General features: G+C 46.3%; 12 protein-coding genes and 1 CRISPR repeat array. Of the genes, 3 read left to right on the top strand and 9 right to left on the bottom strand.

Annotated elements, in window-relative coordinates:
• The first annotated feature begins 208 nt into the window (after positions 1-208).
• Positions 209-1,309: a M24 family metallopeptidase gene (locus QUB64_RS05825; RefSeq protein ID WP_333265793.1), complete on the top strand. Its 1,101-nt coding sequence runs from the start codon at positions 209-211 to the stop codon at positions 1,307-1,309.
• Positions 1,310-1,323: 14 nt separating this feature from the next.
• Here the strand turns inward: QUB64_RS05825 and QUB64_RS05820 are convergent, their stop codons facing one another.
• Together QUB64_RS05820 and pdhA are read right to left on the bottom strand one after the other, a co-directional pair.
• The gene (locus QUB64_RS05820; RefSeq protein WP_333265791.1) at positions 1,324-1,494 is read right to left on the bottom strand and encodes a hypothetical protein; all 171 of its coding nucleotides are present in this window, start codon (positions 1,492-1,494) and stop codon (positions 1,324-1,326) included.
• A gap of 597 nt (positions 1,495-2,091) precedes the next feature.
• Positions 2,092-3,126 (bottom strand): pyruvate dehydrogenase (acetyl-transferring) E1 component subunit alpha, encoded by a 1,035-nt coding sequence (pdhA, locus tag QUB64_RS05815; protein ID WP_333265789.1) that lies wholly within the window; start codon positions 3,124-3,126, stop codon positions 2,092-2,094.
• A 281-nt stretch (positions 3,127-3,407) separates the two neighbouring features.
• Here pdhA and QUB64_RS05810 point away from each other — a divergent pair, with 281 nt between their 5' ends.
• Complete coding sequence (locus QUB64_RS05810; RefSeq protein ID WP_333265787.1) at positions 3,408-5,729, top strand: IMS domain-containing protein; 2,322 nt, start codon at positions 3,408-3,410, stop codon at positions 5,727-5,729.
• 601 nt (positions 5,730-6,330) lie between these two features.
• Positions 6,331-7,533 carry a glycosyltransferase family 4 protein gene (locus tag QUB64_RS05805; protein ID WP_333265785.1) on the top strand — a complete coding sequence of 401 codons (1,203 nt, stop codon included), beginning with the start codon at positions 6,331-6,333 and terminating at the stop codon, positions 7,531-7,533.
• 63 nt (positions 7,534-7,596) lie between these two features.
• Positions 7,597-9,136: a CRISPR direct-repeat array (repeat unit 37 nt; unit sequence GTTTCAATCCCTAGTAGGGTTTTAGTTTGATTGCGGC).
• A gap of 253 nt (positions 9,137-9,389) precedes the next feature.
• Here QUB64_RS05805 and cas2 read toward each other — a convergent pair.
• The 7 genes from cas2 to cas10d all read right to left on the bottom strand — a co-directional run bounded on the left by cas2 (position 9,390) and on the right by cas10d (position 17,743).
• Entirely contained in the window at positions 9,390-9,668 is a 279-nt protein-coding gene (gene cas2, locus QUB64_RS05800; protein ID WP_333265783.1) for a CRISPR-associated endonuclease Cas2, read from the bottom strand.
• Complete coding sequence (gene cas1d, locus QUB64_RS05795) at positions 9,668-10,669, bottom strand: type I-D CRISPR-associated endonuclease Cas1d (protein WP_333265781.1); 1,002 nt, start codon at positions 10,667-10,669, stop codon at positions 9,668-9,670. The genes cas2 and cas1d overlap by 1 nt, the downstream gene beginning before the upstream one ends.
• A gap of 74 nt (positions 10,670-10,743) precedes the next feature.
• Entirely contained in the window at positions 10,744-11,340 is a 597-nt protein-coding gene (gene cas4, locus QUB64_RS05790; RefSeq protein WP_333265779.1) for a CRISPR-associated protein Cas4, read from the bottom strand.
• 188 nt (positions 11,341-11,528) lie between these two features.
• Complete coding sequence (gene cas6, locus QUB64_RS05785; RefSeq protein ID WP_333265777.1) at positions 11,529-12,383, bottom strand: CRISPR-associated endoribonuclease Cas6; 855 nt, start codon at positions 12,381-12,383, stop codon at positions 11,529-11,531.
• A 114-nt stretch (positions 12,384-12,497) separates the two neighbouring features.
• On the bottom strand, positions 12,498-13,199 hold the full coding sequence (gene cas5d, locus QUB64_RS05780; protein ID WP_333265775.1) for a type I-D CRISPR-associated protein Cas5/Csc1: 702 nt from the start codon (positions 13,197-13,199) through the stop codon (positions 12,498-12,500).
• 2 nt (positions 13,200-13,201) lie between these two features.
• The gene (gene cas7d / locus QUB64_RS05775) at positions 13,202-14,242 is read right to left on the bottom strand and encodes a type I-D CRISPR-associated protein Cas7/Csc2 (RefSeq protein ID WP_333265773.1); all 1,041 of its coding nucleotides are present in this window, start codon (positions 14,240-14,242) and stop codon (positions 13,202-13,204) included.
• A gap of 69 nt (positions 14,243-14,311) precedes the next feature.
• Positions 14,312-17,743, bottom strand: a complete 3,432-nt coding sequence (gene cas10d / locus QUB64_RS05770; protein ID WP_333265771.1) for a type I-D CRISPR-associated protein Cas10d/Csc3 — start codon at positions 17,741-17,743, stop codon at positions 14,312-14,314.
• Positions 17,744-17,752 lie beyond the last annotated feature (9 nt).

The raw sequence follows: 17,752 nt of genomic DNA, 5'->3' as shown, positions 1-17,752 counted from the left end.
CCTTTTTTAGAAGGACTGAAGTCCTCACGCTCGATCCTTTTTTAGAAGGACTGAAGTCCTTACTACGAACCTTTTTTAGAAGGACTGAAGTCCTCACGCTCGATCCTTTTTTAGAAGGACTGAAGTCCTTACTACGAACCTTTTTTAGAAGGACTGAAGTCCTTACTACGAACCTTTTTTAGAAGGACTGAAGTCCTTACTACGAACGATGATAAACTTATTAAATGCAGAAGTTGACTGCAAACTCGAATTCATCCGCCAAGCCTTAATTGAAACCGGAGCGATCGCCCTGCGGTTGCGCGGCACTGATTGGTTTGCTTGGGCCACCGCCGGTGCTTCCCATACTGTTTTGCTTACCGCGGAAACCGGAGTTGCAGAAGTCTTAGTCACCGCCGATACTGCTTGGGTACTCACCGATGAAATTGAAGCCCAGCGCTTGCAGGATGAAGAACTTCCAGCTAACTTTCAAATGCACATCTATCCTTGGGCGGATGTTGCACAGCGCGAAGCTTTTGTCAAGGAAATTACTGCGGGCGGTAACGTGATGAGCGATCGACCAATTCATCATCACGAAACTGCGATCGCCCCCTCCTTACAATCCCGCAAACAAACCATGATGTCAAGCGAATTAGAGCGCTACCGGCGAGTCGGAAGTTTAGCCAGCGAAGCCATGACAGAGGTACTTTTAGCAGCCAAACCAACATGGACAGAATATCAGCTAGCGGGTGCCGGTGCAGAAGCTTTGTGGGCGAGAGGTTTGCATCCAGCCCTGACGTTAGTTGCTGGAGAAAGGCGTTTGCCGCTATACCGCCACGCCACCGCTACCGCCGAACAAATCGGGAAGCAAGCGATGTTAGTATTTTGCGCGAGAGGATGGGGTTTGTATGCGAATTTAACTCGATTTGTCTGTTTCGGTTCTCTTGAAAAACAGCATTCAGAGTTGCACCGACAAGTCAGAGAAATTGAAGCTGCTGGCTTAGATTCGTGCCGCCCGGGAGTATCGCTGAATGCTGTTTATGATAGGCTAAAAACAGCTTACGAACAGCACGGATATCCTCTAGCAATTCGGGAACACCATCAAGGCGGAACTACTGGATATTTGGCGCGAGAAGTTGTGGCGAATCCGGCTACTTCAGATGTTTTATCAGAAAATATGGTTGTGGCTTGGAATCCGAGTTTGTCGGGAGCAAAAATTGAGGATACGTTTGTAATTGGTAGCGATGGAACTTTGGAAAATTTGACTTTCGATCCGCGTTGGCCGAGTGTAGAAGTCGCGGGAAGGTTGCGGCCTGTACCGAAAATAGTTTAAAGTTGTTAGATTGCTTAAACTCTCAACACAGGTCTTTCGGGATTTTCGGGATTTGGAACTAAACGCTGATTTTTGCAATCTACTAACAAATCTAAAGTTTCTAAAACAGTTTGACCGATGAGTACGATATCGCCTAAAACTATTGCAGCCTCAATTGTCTCGCGCCCTGCGATTTCAATAATCACAGGCCCAGTAATCCTACTGTTTCTTGTCGGCCATCAGCATATTTTGCTATTTCCTGACTCCGAATTCTTAAATCTAGGCGTTCACAAATTTCTACAGGTATAGTAGTTCTGAATGCGCCAGTATTTATCAGTGCTTCTGCTTCGCAAACAGGCAAAAGATTCGGATCGAGCAATCCTCGACGCACTAAGGCTTAATCAATGGCATTCGTTAGTTTGACCTTGACTCGAACTGCGCCCATATTTTGGCTGATTTGACTTAGATTGCGATCGATATTTATCATGGTGCCTCTCTTTTTGTATAAAAAGTAGAGTCCTTCTCAGATAGTGAGATATAGCGTTTCTCAGAAAGATGAGGTATGCTACAAGCCTTACAGCAGCAAGCTTTTAAGGTCAAAATTCATACCTCACTAATGTGAGAAAGGCTATAGGACTGTAATTGGAGTTTTTTACGCACTACACAATCAGTATAAGAGGGCTAAAGCCCAACAACGTACCTCATTTACTTGAGAAATGCTATAGGTTTAATTATAGCTTAAAATGCGTGCAGCTACAGGTTTTATCCTGTAGGCTGCAACCGCAAATTATCGCTAAAAATTATTAATCTTCAGCATAGATATACCGATACAATTCGCTCGGATCTGGCTCGGGGCTTTTCTCTGCAAAATCTACCGCATCATCAATTACAGCTTCGATCTTTTTGTCGATCGCCTTTAATTCTTCAGCAGTAGCCAAAGTGCGATCGATCAAATCAGCAGCCAACTTCTTAATTGGATCGCGGGGGAACCAATATTCCTTCTCTTCCTTAGAGCGCAACTCATCAGGATCGGCCAAGGAATGGCCGCGAAAACGATAAGTCAAAGCCTCGATCACAGTCGGCCCTTCGCCGGCCCGCGCCCGCGCTACAGCTTCCTTCGCGACTTCCCGCACCGCCAAAACATCCATCCCGTCAACCTCAAAACCAGCCATGCCAAAAGCATGAGCTTTCTTGTAAATCAAGGGGTCAGAAGTAGCTCGCTCGTGGGCCATGCCGATCGCCCATTTGTTGTTTTCCACAACATAAAGAATCGGCAACTTCCACAAAGCAGCCATATTTAAACACTCGAAAAACTGCCCGTTATTTGCAGCACCATCGCCAAAAAAACAAGCAGTCACGCCATCGGAACTTTCATCTCCCAAAGCTTCCCGCCGGTACTTCGATTGAAAAGCCGCCCCCGTAGCTACAGGAATGCCCTCAGCCACAAAAGCATAGCCTCCCAACAGCCGGTGTTCTGCCGAAAACATATGCATCGAACCGCCGCGGCCCTTCGAGCAACCAGTTTCTTTCCCGAACAACTCCGCCATTACTTCCCGCGCCGGTACGCCCGCGCTCAAAGCGTGAACGTGATCGCGGTAGGTGCTGCTGACGTAATCCGTACTATCCCGGCGCATCGATCGAATCACGCCAGTCGAGACAGCTTCCTGTCCGTTGTACAAGTGGACAAAACCAAACATTTTGCCCCGGTAGTACATCTCAGCACACTTGTCCTCAAAGTAGCGCCCCAACACCATATCCTCGTAGAGCATTAAACCCTCATCCCGAGAAATAGTTACGCTCTGCGCGTCAAAAACTGGTAAAGTCCGTTCCTGAACCATAAAAAATTAATACCCGATCGGCGAACTAGACAGGTGGCATCTTGCCATACTCCAATCAATGTAAACCGAGACGGGACAGAACCGCAGCAGAAAATAGTGGGACATTTTCCCAGTAGCCGATCGCAAATTGTTAAAATCAAGGAGATCGGGGGTCAAATGCCGGACTGGCAGCACCGACTTCCGCAGAAACTGGACTAAGTTATGATTAATGCTTTTGTTACAAACCAACCTTAGCTAAGATAGGCTAATTCAGTTGCTAGCGCTTTGGGGAAGTGGACGCTGTGTTAATTCCACTAGATTACTACCGTATTTTGGGTCTACCGATTCAAGCTACTGCCGAACAGTTGCAGCAGGCTCATCGCGATCGTACTTTACAGCTTCCGCGCCGGGAGTATTCTGAAGTTGCGATCGTCGCCCGCAAACAACTGCTCGATGAAGCCTGCGCCGTTCTGTCAGACTCAGACGGGCGCAAAGCTTATGATGCCAGTTTTTTAGCCAAAACTTACGATCGAGAGTCGGAAGCATCAATTGCAGCGAAGCAGAGGTCGAAAACGTCAGCGGGGCAGGCCACAGTCCTGCAAGACGCAGGAGAATCCGCTCCGACAGAGTCCAAGGCTTTAGACGCTGCTCCCGATCCCCACACTCCAAGTATTGAAATCGATGACAACCAATTCGTAGGAGCCCTGCTCGTACTGCAAGAACTGGGGGAATACGAACTCGTACAGAAGCTGGGTCGCCCGTATCTCAACAATGGCAGCATCGCCATCGACGAAGGCCGCTTCGGCGATCCCCAGCTCGTGCGGCCAGATATAGTTTTAACCGTAGCCCTGGCCTGCCTAGAACTCGGCCGCGAACAGTGGCAGCAAGGTCAATACCAAAATGCCGCCAAATCACTAGACGCAGGTCAAGAACTGCTGCTGCGCGAAAGCTTATTTCCAAGCGTGAGGGGTGAAATGCAAACCGATATATACAAACTCCGTCCGTACAACATTTTAGAATTACTATCGCTCCCCGAAGAAAAAGTCTCGGAGCGCCGCCAGGGACTGCAAATCCTGCGAGAAATGCTCGAAGAACGGGGCGGTATCGACGGCTCGGGGGACGATCGATCGGGTTTAGACATAGAAGACTTCCTCCGCTTCGTCCAGAAACTGCGCAAACACCTAACCAGCAGCGAGCAGCAGACCCTATTTGAAACCGAAGCCGGTCGCCCCTCGGCAGTCGCCACTTACCTCTCGGTCTACACCCTGTTAGCCCAAGGATTTGCCGCCAGACAGCCCGCGATGATCCGCCGCGCCAAGCTGATGCTGATGCAGCTCGGCCGCCGCCAAGACGTTCACCTCGAAAAAGCCGTGTGTTCCCTGCTGCTGGGCCAGACAGAAGAAGCCAGCAGAGCCCTCGAACTCAGTTCGGAAAAAGAACCCCTTGCCTTCATTCGCGAACATTCCCAAGATTCACCCGATTTGTTGCCCGGACTGTGCTTGTACGCCGAACACTGGCTGCAAGAAGAAGTTTTTCCCCACTTCCGCGACTTGGCAAATCAGTCAGTCTCTTTGAAAGATTACTTTGCCGACCCGAAAGTCCAAGCTTACTTAGAAGCTTTGCCGCTTGACGCAGAAACCGCCAACGAGTGGGTCGTCGTGCAGCCCCGATCGGGCCAACCCCAGGGGAAACTGCAACCAGCGGGCGATCGCCCGCCTGCACCTCCACAGCCTCCCGCAGCCAAACAGGGAGCGAGTAGCGTCACCTTGACCCCCGTACCGGCAGATAGCACCAGCGCAGCCTCAAGCGCGAAATACCAGGCAACGGCAGCAGGAATCGGCGCGGCCTCCGCCGTCTCTCTCCCGACAGCGGAGGCCCGACGGCCCGCAGCCTCGACCTCCAAACACCGCAGGCGCCCCCATTCAACCGGGCAAGGCGGCGCGATCGGTCAGGGGCTAACAGGCTCTTTTGCCGATCGAGCGCGCACTGTCGCAGCACAAATTTCCGCTCAAGTCAAGTCCATGCCACCAAACAGGCTGGCTCTGCTTGTAGTCGCAGGTGTCCTGAGCCTGTTAATCCTGTGGTTAATACTCAGTCTGTTGGCGAATGCCATGCAAGCCCTCTCGGGCCCATCCCTGCAAGGAGAACAAGCCTCCGTCAGCCTGGAAGCACCGCCCGTAGAAATCCCTGCATTAGCCCCTGCCCCAGAGCCTCGCGCGGCCGCCGCCGCCCCAGTCTCGGGAGCAATCACTGACCAAGCAGCAGGACAAATAGTGCAAAGCTGGCTGTCGGCGAAAGCAGCGGCTTTGGGCCCCAACCACGCTGTCGAAGAATTACAGCAAGTTCTCACAGAACCAGCTTTGTCTCGCTGGCAATTGATGGCGGATGCTCAACAGAAAAACAACGCCCACCAGCGTTACGTGCACAAGCTAGAAGTTAAAGGAGTTAAGACGAATCCGACAAATCCCGATCGCGCCGAAGTAGAAGCCCAAGTCAGCGAAAAAGCCGAAACCTTCGATCGCGATCAGCTAGTTACTTCGCGCAACGAAAACCTGCGCATCCGCTACGACTTGATCCGTCAAGACGGACAATGGCGGATTATGGATTGGCAAGTGATGAAGTAGGGAATTGGGGAATTGGCTTGCGCAGGGCATGGGCCTGCGGAGGGCATTGGGCATTGGTGTCAACTTAACGCATCAACCCATAGTCCGGCAGGGAATGAATTCCCAGCCTCAAAGCGAAAGTCCTCTTGCATAGGACTGAAGAACTCATTAGTCCTCTTCGAGAGGACTTTCGCTATTAGATAGACAGGGGTTTCAACGCTTGACAATATACCTCCAGTTTCGCTATCATAGGAGAGGACTTTCGCTATTAGATAGACAGGGGTTTCAACCCCTGGCGGACTAACGGGCGGGCGGGAGGACAGGCGGACTAAAAGCTTAAGTTGACACCAATGAGCACTGGCGTGTCCTAATTTTGGGTAATATTAATCCCAATGCCACCAGATTTGATAACCAATAACCAATAACGAATAACGAATAACGAATAACCAATAACCAATAACCAATAACCAATAACGAATAACGAATAACGAATAACGAATAACGAATAACGAATAACCAATAACGAATAACCAATAACAATAACGAATAACGAATAACGAATAACCAATAACCAATAACTTCCTTCTGCTATGATTTTAAATTATTAGATTGGAGTTTTGAATTGCAGATTATTGTTGAAGGGTGGCGTTTTATCGCTCATTCCTATTGCGTAGTAAATCAATTTCAACTACTAGAAATGATGAAGCGCCCGCGAGGAAAAATAGAACTTTTCCACCGGGATATGCCCTATATAGATGCAGCTTGGGACACAAAAATTAGTTTGTTCGATCGCCCAAATGAAGCATTACTGCGGAGCATTCCGAGTCCTGCGGTAAATCAGCCAGCCGACGTGACGCTGCGAATGCACTGCCCGTGGGACTTTCGGGCATCCAGCAGCGCCGAAACCTGGGTGTTTGCAGCCACAGAATGGGGGATTATTACCCGTAGTGTATTAGATGCGATCGGCGTGAGGTCGATCGTCCAAACTCCGGTTAATTCAGAAGTCAAAATTATTACACCTTCGGCGTGGTCAAAAGCGGGCTTAATCCGCAGCGGTATTGAGGGCGATCGCATAGCCGTGGTACCTTTGTCCGTCGATCCTGAGATTTATTATCCCGCTGCGGGCGATCGGCGTCAATCGCTCAGAGAAAGCTTCGGCTGGTCAAACTATTTTATATTTTTAAACATCGGCGGACAAACAGATCGCAAAGGCATTCGCCCTTTATTAAAAGCCTTCGCTGCGGTAGTTGACAAATATCCCCATGCCAGATTAGTTTTAAAAGGTTCAGAACTGCTTTATCCATCCAGAGACCAGATTGCCGAAGCCTGCCGAGTTGTGCTCGGCGATGCCGAAAGAGCGAGAGTTTTACCGAGATTAATTTATACTGGCAGTCAGCTATCTTTTGCTGAAATCGCCGAAGTTTACCAAGCAGCGGATGTTTATGTTTCTCCGTATCTGGCGGAAGGTTTTAACCTGCCGGTGTTGGAGGCTGCGGCTTGCGGTTTGCCGGTAATCTGCACGGAGGGCGGGCCTACGGATGATTTTACGCGATCGGACTTTGCACAGCGGATCGAGAGTAAGTTTACGGCTGTGGCGATCGAGGGCGAAACCTTATTTATGTTAGCTCCTGAGTGGGAGCATTTGACTGATTTGATGCAAAGTGCGATCGATCGGCCTGAAATAGCTGCGAATGCTAGGGTTGCGGGCCCGGGTTTTGTGGCTGAGCACTTTTCTTGGAGGCGTGGAGTCGATCGATTGTTGGAGGTGATTGGGGGGCCTAAAAAGAGTGAGGGGAAATCTATTTTTGAGCCAATAATTTTGTAGTTTGGGTGTTTCAAGCCCGAGATGGTTTGAGGTGTTTTCCGGCTTAAATCTAGCAAGCTTGCAGTTTCAATCCCTAATAGGGTTTTAGTTTGATTGCGGCTTGTCGAAGCGCTCAGTGATAAGATTCAAGCCCTCCAGTTTCAATCCCTAATAGGGTTTTAGTTTGATTGCGGCCATTTTTTATCATTATTCACTAGATATATCATTATTAAGTTTCAATCCCTAATAGGGTTTTAGTTTGATTGCGGCCGTTTGCGCTACCTGAAGAAGCAATTCATTTCAAGGTTTCAATCCCTAATAGGGTTTTAGTTTGATTGCGGCCCGAGGGAGGCTGGCTATTCATGCGGGGAAAAAAGTTTCAATCCCTAATAGGGTTTTAGTTTGATTGCGGCGCGGCCAAAGTAACACCAAAATGCAAAACCAAACCTAAGTTTCAATCCCTAATAGGGTTTTAGTTTGATTGCGGCTTTGATAATTCTCCTAATCATTCGGTGGATTACATAACGTTTCAATCCCTAATAGGGTTTTAGTTTGATTGCGGCAAAAGTACCCAACATATCAGCTTTAACTTGACAAGTTTCGTTTCAATCCCTAATAGGGTTTTAGTTTGATTGCGGCGTAAGCGTGGTAATTTTATTTATACTTTTAACAAATCTGTTTCAATCCCTAGTAGGGTTTTAGTTTGATTGCGGCCAGTATCCTTCGGATGCAAAAGGAACATCTTTTATGTTTCAATCCCTAGTAGGGTTTTAGTTTGATTGCGGCGGTTGAAAGAATCGGCGATAGATTTGATTGTTGTAAAAGTTTCAATCCCTAGTAGGGTTTTAGTTTGATTGCGGCACCACTGGCTGGCGAACTAAATCTGGGAGAAATTCTTGGTTTCAATCCCTAGTAGGGTTTTAGTTTGATTGCGGCGGGACAAGATATTCTCCTCTTTGCTTTATTTTATCTATGTTTCAATCCCTAGTAGGGTTTTAGTTTGATTGCGGCTTGAGGGAATAGTATGACTAACTCCAACTGCCAAAGTTTTGTTTCAATCCCTAGTAGGGTTTTAGTTTGATTGCGGCTCTATTTCTTGGGCTGGTCTGATAGCTTGCCATATGGTGTTTCAATCCCTAGTAGGGTTTTAGTTTGATTGCGGCATTTGCATTTGATTCAACACATTATTCAAATTGAGTTTCAATCCCTAGTAGGGTTTTAGTTTGATTGCGGCTTGACTGCCTCCGCCACAACTTCAACGCTCGACAGATTTGTAACTAAGTTTCAATCCCTAGTAGGGTTTTAGTTTGATTGCGGCTCAGTGCCAAATAAAGGATCGCCCGGTAACGAGCCTTTAGTTTCAATCCCTAGTAGGGTTTTAGTTTGATTGCGGCCAGATAAATTATTGCAAATCCCGCGTTACAGGAGTTTCAATCCCTAGTAGGGTTTTAGTTTGATTGCGGCTTCGACATTACTAAAATCGACGGTCTATTTTTTGCTCAGTTTCAATCCCTAGTAGGGTTTTAGTTTGATTGCGGCGTGAGTGACTATTTGCCTCGATCGCCCGCCAAAAAAGGGCCACTTTCAGTTTCAATCCCTAGTAGGGTTTTAGTTTGATTGCGGCCGCCGGTGCTTGAAAGGCTTGCTCTATTTGGTTTTCAAGGTTCGATTTCACTAACCTCAGCTTAAAGTACCATTTCAGCTTTCCCTTTGTCAATACCCTCGATCGCAGTTTCACTTCAAATCCTTATTTAGCAATGGTTGTATCGATTTCGCTAACCGTTTTGGGGGAGAGGGGGCGTCAAACCTTTGCCGTATATGGATTCTAGCCGAAAAATTTGACACCCCAATTTTTACACCTACAGGTTAGCGAATTCTCAGGCAAAAAATATAGTTCGATCGACCGGGACTACCCCGCCGATGCGCTCGATTTTTGCCTGACAGCAAGCGCACAGCGGAAAAAACAGGATGCTGTCTTCAGCAGGCTTGATGACTTTGCCAAGGCGCGATCGCAACTTAGCATACTGAGTATCCGTCAAATCCGCACACTCAAACACACTATACTGCATCCACTGCCCGTAGGACTTGAGAATCTTGTGAATCTTTGTCCGCCGCTTATCTTCCGGAACATCGTAGGAAATCAGAACGTGCATCATTATTTCAAAACCAAAGGAGGATACTGGTCAATTTCGCCCATCAGATATTTCGCCAACAGCCGCGCCTGAATCTCAAAAGCCTCCCGATAAGTGCACTTACGTCCCAAAACCGGATGCTTAAACTCAGACTGTTTTTTCTTCTCGTACAGCTTCAGAAACTCTTTGCGTCCAGTTTCTGACAACCGCACCACATTGCTAAGAGGTTCTACAGTAAAATCATTAGGAGTTAGTATCCGATTATTGATAGCATTCAAAATAATGCTATCAACCACCAAAGCTCGAAATTCCTCCATCAAATCGAAGGCCAGCCCGACGCGACCGTAGCGCTGAACGTGCAGGTATCCCAAATAAGGGTCAAAACCAACTATATTGATAGCGCTTTGCACGTCGCGACGCAGTAGAGTGTAACCGAAATTCATCAAGGAATTCACAGGATCGATCGCCGGTCGGTGTCGCGGTTTAAACACAAAACCCTCAGCACGAATTAGTTGGTTAAAAACTCCAAAATAAGCTGCACTTCCCGCACCTTCCAACCCGCGAAGAGAATTTATATTATCAACCTTATTCAGTTTGTTGATAATATTATGAATTTGAGTCATTGCTGGTTGCAAATTCAGTTCAGAATGATTTCCTTGAGTTTTGTACAAACTGTAGCGGTAATTTTTCAACTTCCCTCGGATAAACCCTCGCACAGCGTGAATAGCTTGAGCGGTCTCTCCAGCAGCTTTCCATTGAGCATCGCGGACGAATATGTTTTTCGTTAATTCCCCTTCAAGCGTCCCCAGATACTCGCCTCGCTCTGATATAAAAGTCAGAGATATTTTGCGCTGGAGAAGTTCTGCGATCGCAGCAGGAGAAACTGTCGCCCTTCCCAAGATCACAATTGCTTCTAAATGAATCAAAGGCACATCTTGCAAGATTTTATTATTACCTTTAACCACAAGGCGTTCGTCAGTTTTACCGATAAACACATCATCTTGAGCAATGTAAAGTGTTCCCATGATTGACTCCTAAAATTATGTATTGGTTATCTTTCGATTTTCCCCGCAGGGGTTTCAACCCGGGCGGTTTTGAATTAGCAAGCTTCTACATAGCGACCAAGTTTATCAGCAGCTTGTGGCAAACATTGAGCATACAAACTGCACCCCTGACAGCGTTTGCTGTAACTTGCTGGCGGCATTCTTCCCGTTTGAATCAAAATTTGAATTGCCGAAATAGTTGCAACTGCTTCTTCCCTCAACTCCTGAGAAATCTCCACCTTTTGCCGCTGGTGCGACTGCGCGTAATACACATAACCAGTCGCAATACTTTTCCCAGTCATCTCTTCCAAACACAGGGCTTGCGCGCACACTTGCAACTCATCATTATCCCATTCCCCCTTGCGCCCCCGCTTGTACTCAACCGGATACAACTCACCATTCTCCGACTCAATCAAATCCGACTTACCAATCAATTTGTAGCGTTCCGACTTCAGCCAAATCGCCCGCACCTGCCAAGTTTCATCGCGATTCATCTCGCCCATAGTGTGAACGCGATCGTGCAAAGTCGTCCCCTCTATGGTATACTGATTTTCCGCAAACTCCCCCGCGCAAAACATCCGCCAGCAGCGGTGAGGACAGTAAGAGTATTGGTTCAAGGATGCGATCGAAATGTAATCATCAGTATCATTCATAAGCCTAAAACCCTTTGTATTTTTCGTTTATAGCCAAGTCTCGATCCCCCTAAATCCCCCTTAAGAAGGGGGACTTTGAAGCCTTCAGGTTCTCCCACTTTCTTAAAGAACTTTGACACTCTTGTCCCCCCCTTAAGAAGGGGGGCTAGGGGGGATCGAAAGCCTAAGCATCCAACCCTAAATTACCCTCACTCCTCAATCCTCTCAACCTGAGAACTCCTAACAACAATCCGCCGCGCCATCCCCATACCCATCGGCGTTTTTCTTCCCACTCCGCAGTACAAAGCAAAATCAGCCAAAGCATTAATTTGTTTAATCGCTGACGGTTCGACATCCCCTAAAATCCGATAACTCACCTCCCCAACAATCCCGATAAAATTGCTGTGATAATTAGTCAAAACTTCAGTCTTGATATTGACAAAGCTAGAAAAAACTGAATCTAGTACCAGCGGAGAAAATTCAAGGCCGCTGTACTTATTCCAGCGACTGAGGAGACTGTTAAAAACGCATTCTCTCGTCGGCAAAACCGAATCAAATTTGCCCTGACGAAACGCAGTCGGAGTCGCCAGACTGAACGCAATCAATCGATTAGTTTCCGATGCTTGCTCGTACAATTGAGAGTAATCGCAAACATTAGCCCAAGGGCGATCGACTTGTGGCGTTCCCAGAATCTTAGTAATCAGCAAATCAGTGGGGCCGAGATGCCACGGCTTCGACGGATTGAGATTCAGCCACAGGTGAGTTAACTTGCGGAATAAAGTGTCATCCAGGAGACTAATTCGCCACCAACATGGAGTATGTTCGGGAATAGGTTGTGGGTGTTCCCATTGCAGGTAATGGTGTTTTTTGAAAGGGCATTTTTTAGTTTGTAAAGGGCTGAGGGTGAAAGCTTTATCGGCGGCGGCTTCGTGCAGGTAGTCGCCGAGTTCTTTGTCAACGGAGCTCGCGAGGGTGAGAAAGAGGGCGTGCAGGTGTCTTCCCGTTAGGTATCCGGGGGATATTGGGGAGAGTGGGAGGAGGTTGAGGACTAGGCTGTGCGGCATGATTTGCTAGCTCACTTTTCGGTATTAAAAAAAGAAAATGCACCAAGTTTGTAGTGAGGACTTTAGTCCGCAATCAGAAGGACTGAAGTCCTCACTACGAACCTTTTTTGAAAGTTAATTAGCCCGAAAGCGATATTCCATACAGGCTGGAATTCGGAGGTTTTCAAAATTGTAATATTGCCCGCGAATCTTGATGTTTTGAATCAAACTTACTGGGGGCATATTCACGACATCGTAGCTAAGCACTTGATGGGAAAACATCACATCTAAAGGATTCAGCAAGTAAGGAAAAATGAAATCACCATTTTTGGCTTCAAAGTTGCCAATTTCTTCACCCGTTAATTCAGCCTTGCTCATCCACTTTCCCAGACGAATCCATTTAGCCAGTTTCAGAGGCTTTTCTGAAATTATGAAAAACTCGAATTTGCTTTCAGGAGCAATTTCTTTGGTTCTGCCAAAACTAGGGATGTTTTTCTGGGTTTTTTCCATCTCAACGTGATAGTTGTTGTTGGCGTATTTCCAGGTATTGAGAGTCGAGGTATGGGAGAGCGATCGCGCCGGAGTGACATAAATCCCCTGTTGGTTGAGCGCCGTTAAATGCTGCTCGTATTTAGGAATTTGTTCGGGACAGAAATAGCGATAGGAATCTTGTTCGGCAACGGTAGTAGAGTAGGTTTCGCTATCTACCAAGCCCAGGGCGTAACAAAGGGCGTAATTGTGAATTACAGGCTCTGTTTCGTAAAGTCTTCCTATCTCGCGAGTTGCAAAATACAAACTATCGTGCAACTCGATTTGACAGCGGTAAATTAATACCATGATTACTTACCTGCCTTGGCTGATGTTTTAGGTTCTGTTGGTTCCTCATCTGATTTCTTTTTCTTGATGTGCTTGTTTGCATAATTTTTTGCCTCATCATCAGCTTTTTTCAACATCTGTTTGAGTTCATCTTCATTTCCAATAACAGCTTTAACCTCAGTCACCAATGGTGAAAAATTATCCCCAATAAAGTCTTGATGCACGATAAACTCCTCAGACATTAATGTTTGCATAGCAGCGCTAGCAGCCACAATTACATCATCTTCATTGAGAGGGTTGTTGGAATTAAGTTTATCGTCAGCCTGCAATTTATCGTAAATTGCTTGCGTCCAGCGGAGGTTGCTGGTAATTTCGCCGTCGGCAAATACCACACCAATTAACTCATTTCTGACTCTACCTGTACGGGTGGTTTGAGCGCCATAGTGCCGCGTTCTCAGGATGTTGTTGAAAACATACAAAAAACTAGCTTCTGTAGGGTCTTTTAGGGTGACAATGCTAGGAAAGAAAATCTGGGGTTTGATGTGGTCTTGCTGATTGATGCGACTGGTAACTTCCCCCGGCTTGGAACCTGCTTCGCCCTTAGATGCCATTGTGCCATTCTCAAAGGGAGCATTGAGGGTAAAAGTCTCGTGAGATTCGTCAAAAGCGGTAATTGAAAATGCTGTGTCAACTACTACTTTTGATTTTTCGGAACCCGAGTCACCGATCGCAAATCCGTAGATAATGCAATCAGGATTATTCATGGCAAACTTGACATTGTATTCGCAATCTTCAGCCGTCATAAAACCGTAGTTACGCAGCAACTCGCGACCGACCAAACGTTCTGGTGTAGATTGCTTGCGCTTAAACATGGTAAGGCGGCTGATTGGTTTCTGGTCTTGAATTCCTGACCTCACCCGTGCTTTATTGAGTTCTCCATCTGTTTGAAAGAGGGGATAAGACTCTGTGACTCTCACAGTCAGAAAGTGTACATATTTCCCCATTGGTTTGTAGGGAATGACTGCGTGGAAAAATTTAGAGTCAACTGTTTTCAAGAAAGGCATGATTTGTGTCCTATGTAAAAATGTTAGTTTTGGAGTTGGCGTGTAGCCTATCAAACAAGAGCTTCAGCTTTAATCGTCACCTTCTTCCTGAGATTCGTCAGGAGATTTGTCATCTCGCGCCCGATTTTCCTTGTCATTCTCTAAACGATAAATGAATTCGCAGGCATCTCGGATTAAGTTGATTTGGCGGCCGGCTAAACAAGCCCGATCGCCCGTAAAAGATTTGTCAAATACCTCCTCAACAAAGTAGCGACTAAACTCTACAATTGCCTCTCGTTCTTGATCGCGTTGTTGAGCATTAAATACCCAACGCCCATTAGCATTTTTAGCATGAACTCGATCCATCAGCTTGCATATTTCCCCAGTAACAGCAGCAATTAATGCTTTACTTTGAAAACTTGGATATTCTTCAAGAATAGTAGGTAATATGACATCACCTTCAAAACTTGGATGGGCATCAAGGATAACTTTAGCTGCTATATCAATCGGTTTTAACACAGAATTTGCTTTGGGATTATACCGTTTGTCAGCCTTATAAAACTTGCGATATAATCCTGTCAAATTTACAGGGTGATTTAGGCTTGATTGTTCTCCCACGATCCATTCCTCTGATATAAAATTATATTGGGCATAAGCGTCAAAACACGGGTAAAAATGATAAGCATAAAGCTGGATCTTTTGAATTGACGCCGTTTCATTTTTCTGTTTCCGAACCCACTTATTTAGGTAGCTAAATACATAAAGCGGGCTAGTTTCAAAATCAGTAGCTAGTTCAGTTAATTTTCCCCAGTTGGAATCATAACCGGACTTCCCTTGTTTTGCATTAACATCAAGATGAATAGCATAAGCAGCGGTTAAAACATTCAAAGGTGCAGGATAAGATTTGCCGTTTTCTTCCCAACCTTCTAGGATATAGTCGAGGCGGAAGCGATCGCGCCTCGCCAACACCCTAAAAGCTTGCGGTGCACTGTCAAGAAATACACTTTCTTCAAACTCTGCACCGTCGTTAAAAGGCGGAATCGGAGACTCGGAAACCACGGTTTTGACATCCAGAATCATGGGAAAAGCAAAAGCTAGCCAAGCTGGCATTACCCAGGATTCGGTATCAGTAGCATCTTTACCTGGTGGCAGCGCCATGAAGTAAAATGTTAGGGGTTGGTCTTCGGGATAGGAAAGTTTGAAGGTGCGGTCTTTTCCGGGTTCGATGTTTTCATCTATGAGGAAAGCATCGATGCTTTGGTAGCGATCTCGCCCAAAATCGGCTTGCAAATCCTTGCTGATAAAATGATTGCGAATGCTGGTATCAAAGCGGGTTTGGGCAATACTCATGTAGGCTTTTTGCAGAAACTTATTTGTCTCTGGCGTGAAGTAGTATGTGGGATAAAAATAGAGATAGCGATATTTACCATCTTCAAACTTTTTGCCCACAGCTTGAGTTTGATTCATTAAAATTTGCCTCAGCATCATTTCCAAACCTGCAATGCTAGAAATATTGCGTTTGGCGTTAGAACCTCCCAACATTTGTTTGTTAGTGTAAACTTGAGGGGTGAACAAAACTGCTGATTCCATTTGTTCTGTTACCGTATAAGCGGAATGGGAAATTGAACAGATTAACTGTCTTCCTCTACCCTGTTTCTTAGCGAGTTGGTAGCGTGCCAATTCATCTAAAAATACGTTAGCGGATGCCGTGTCTAATGGTGTATTTCCCGGTAACATGACAACCCGAGTTACCCACAGGCGCAAATCGTCCCAACCGTCGGGCAATTCGTACTGTGAAACAATGGGTTCAATCATTTGGGAAATATGGGCGATCGCCTGTTCGCAAACCTCGCGCACATCCTCAATTCCTGGGTGGTGTTCTAGGTATTTGGCTGCTAAATAGTACCATTCGTAAGGAACGCCGCCTGTATTGCCTTTTAGCTTAAGTTCCTTGAGCCGTTCATTAATCTGTTGAATTTCTCGCAGGGCTGGCAGATAGTCGGACAGGTTCCAAAATTTAGCAATTTCTTCGACAATATCTAGATGAGGTAGTACGGGTAGTTTTTTGTCTTTCTTGCGTGCAGCTTCGATGGTATTAATCTGTTCTCCCCAAATCTTGCGACTCACTAAGTCGCCAAGTTCTGCAATTTGGTCAATCCGAAGGTCGTCGTCAAAGTTGAACTTATAATCGGCAGACAAAACATCCTGCTTTTGAAATTTTATCAGATTATCGCTGCGACTTTTGGCAACAGAGTCTTTTCCGATTTTGAGAATGCGTAAAGTAGCATTGATGGCAACTAACATCAAATCAGCCGCATCAAAAAACAGGTTATAATACTCGGCATATTTCATGCCTTTACCATCTCTGCCAAAACCTGTTTGTCTCAGTCGCAGTTGTCCGGCGCAGAGTTTTTTAATGTTGCTAACTACCCGTTCGGGCAAGTCTACAGTTGAAATAGCCGGGGCATCGGAGCGTGCTAGGTAAATTACGCCTGTCGGCAGGTAAAGTAATGGTTCGTAGTAGGTGCGATCGTCGGTATTCAGCGCCGTGTGTACTTCCATTAAAGCGTTATTGACGACGTTGGTAAGTACGCCTCTGTTTTCGGCGATGCTGTGATAGGTGAATTTTAATTGCCCGTCGCTGAGGCTGTGAATTAACTCGTTTATCCTGGTATTTTCTGCATCTTGGGGATGTTTGATAATTGATGCTAGGGAATCTGCTAAACAGGTTAAGTCTGAGAGACTGCGAAGTGTGCGATCGCGCAACACTGGATTTAACCCAAATTCCGAAAAATTCCAGTTAGTATCCCAACGCCGCTGAGCGTTGTAAGCAAGGCAGAGCAAATCGTCAATGTATTCTCGATAAGTATCTGGATTGTCGGGATTGATGAAGCTATCTAGTCCTAACTGTCGCACTTTTTCATCAATAATTTGACGGTGCTGTTCTAGCGGTAATTTGCGACAATCTTTGGGGACATCTGGGAATTTTTCAAAGTCGTGGAGAATGAATCCAGCAATTACTAGCCGCCGTTCTTGTTCTGCGACGCATCGCCGCACTGTGGTATCGAGTTTTTCTAACCGCTGTTCTATCAAATTAGCGGGAAATAATCCATTTAGCAGGTGAGTATTTAGGGACTGATCTCCTGCATTGTCTCGTCTAACATTCTCTTTTCCTTTTTGCCGATCGAGTTCGTCGAAAAATTTGCCGCCTTTGGCTGTGACGCCAATGGCCACTCGCAGCAGATTTGGCAGTACGTACTCGGCGAAATCTGCCATGACACGATCGCCCGGATTTTGACTCTGAATGGCTTCTCGCAAGAGTTTGAGGGTTAGTAAGTCGCGAGTCTGAGGTTCGATCGTGCGATCGGACGTTTCAAAGTTTGACCCTAATTCCTCATCTTCTAGCCAGTCATCATCGGTATCATCTGCATTATGCGATCGCTCTGAGTTCAAGTTCACTTGGATATCGAATAATGAGAGTTGTATGTGTTCTTCGTCTGGTTTTTGACGTTTTTTAGCCATTTTGCGCCT

It is taken from the genome of Microcoleus sp. Aus8_D2, assembly GCF_036702665.1.
Lineage (GTDB): Bacteria > Cyanobacteriota > Cyanobacteriia > Cyanobacteriales > Microcoleaceae > Microcoleus.
This window is presented reverse-complemented; position numbering and strand designations above follow the sequence as displayed.

Bases quoted from the DNA above. Each gene is read 5' to 3' on its own strand.
- QUB64_RS05825 (WP_333265793.1), top strand. From the start codon at position 209: ATGATAAACTTATTAAATGCAGAAGTTGACTGCAAACTCGAATTCATC.
- pdhA (WP_333265789.1), bottom strand. From the start codon at position 3,126: ATGGTTCAGGAACGGACTTTACCAGTTTTTGACGCGCAGAGCGTAACT.
- cas2 (WP_333265783.1), bottom strand. From the start codon at position 9,668: ATGATGCACGTTCTGATTTCCTACGATGTTCCGGAAGATAAGCGGCGG.
- cas1d (WP_333265781.1), bottom strand. From the start codon at position 10,669: ATGGGAACACTTTACATTGCTCAAGATGATGTGTTTATCGGTAAAACT.
- cas4 (WP_333265779.1), bottom strand. From the start codon at position 11,340: ATGAATGATACTGATGATTACATTTCGATCGCATCCTTGAACCAATAC.
- cas6 (WP_333265777.1), bottom strand. From the start codon at position 12,383: ATGCCGCACAGCCTAGTCCTCAACCTCCTCCCACTCTCCCCAATATCC.
- cas5d (WP_333265775.1), bottom strand. From the start codon at position 13,199: ATGGTATTAATTTACCGCTGTCAAATCGAGTTGCACGATAGTTTGTAT.
- cas7d (WP_333265773.1), bottom strand. From the start codon at position 14,242: ATGCCTTTCTTGAAAACAGTTGACTCTAAATTTTTCCACGCAGTCATT.
- cas10d (WP_333265771.1), bottom strand. From the start codon at position 17,743: ATGGCTAAAAAACGTCAAAAACCAGACGAAGAACACATACAACTCTCA.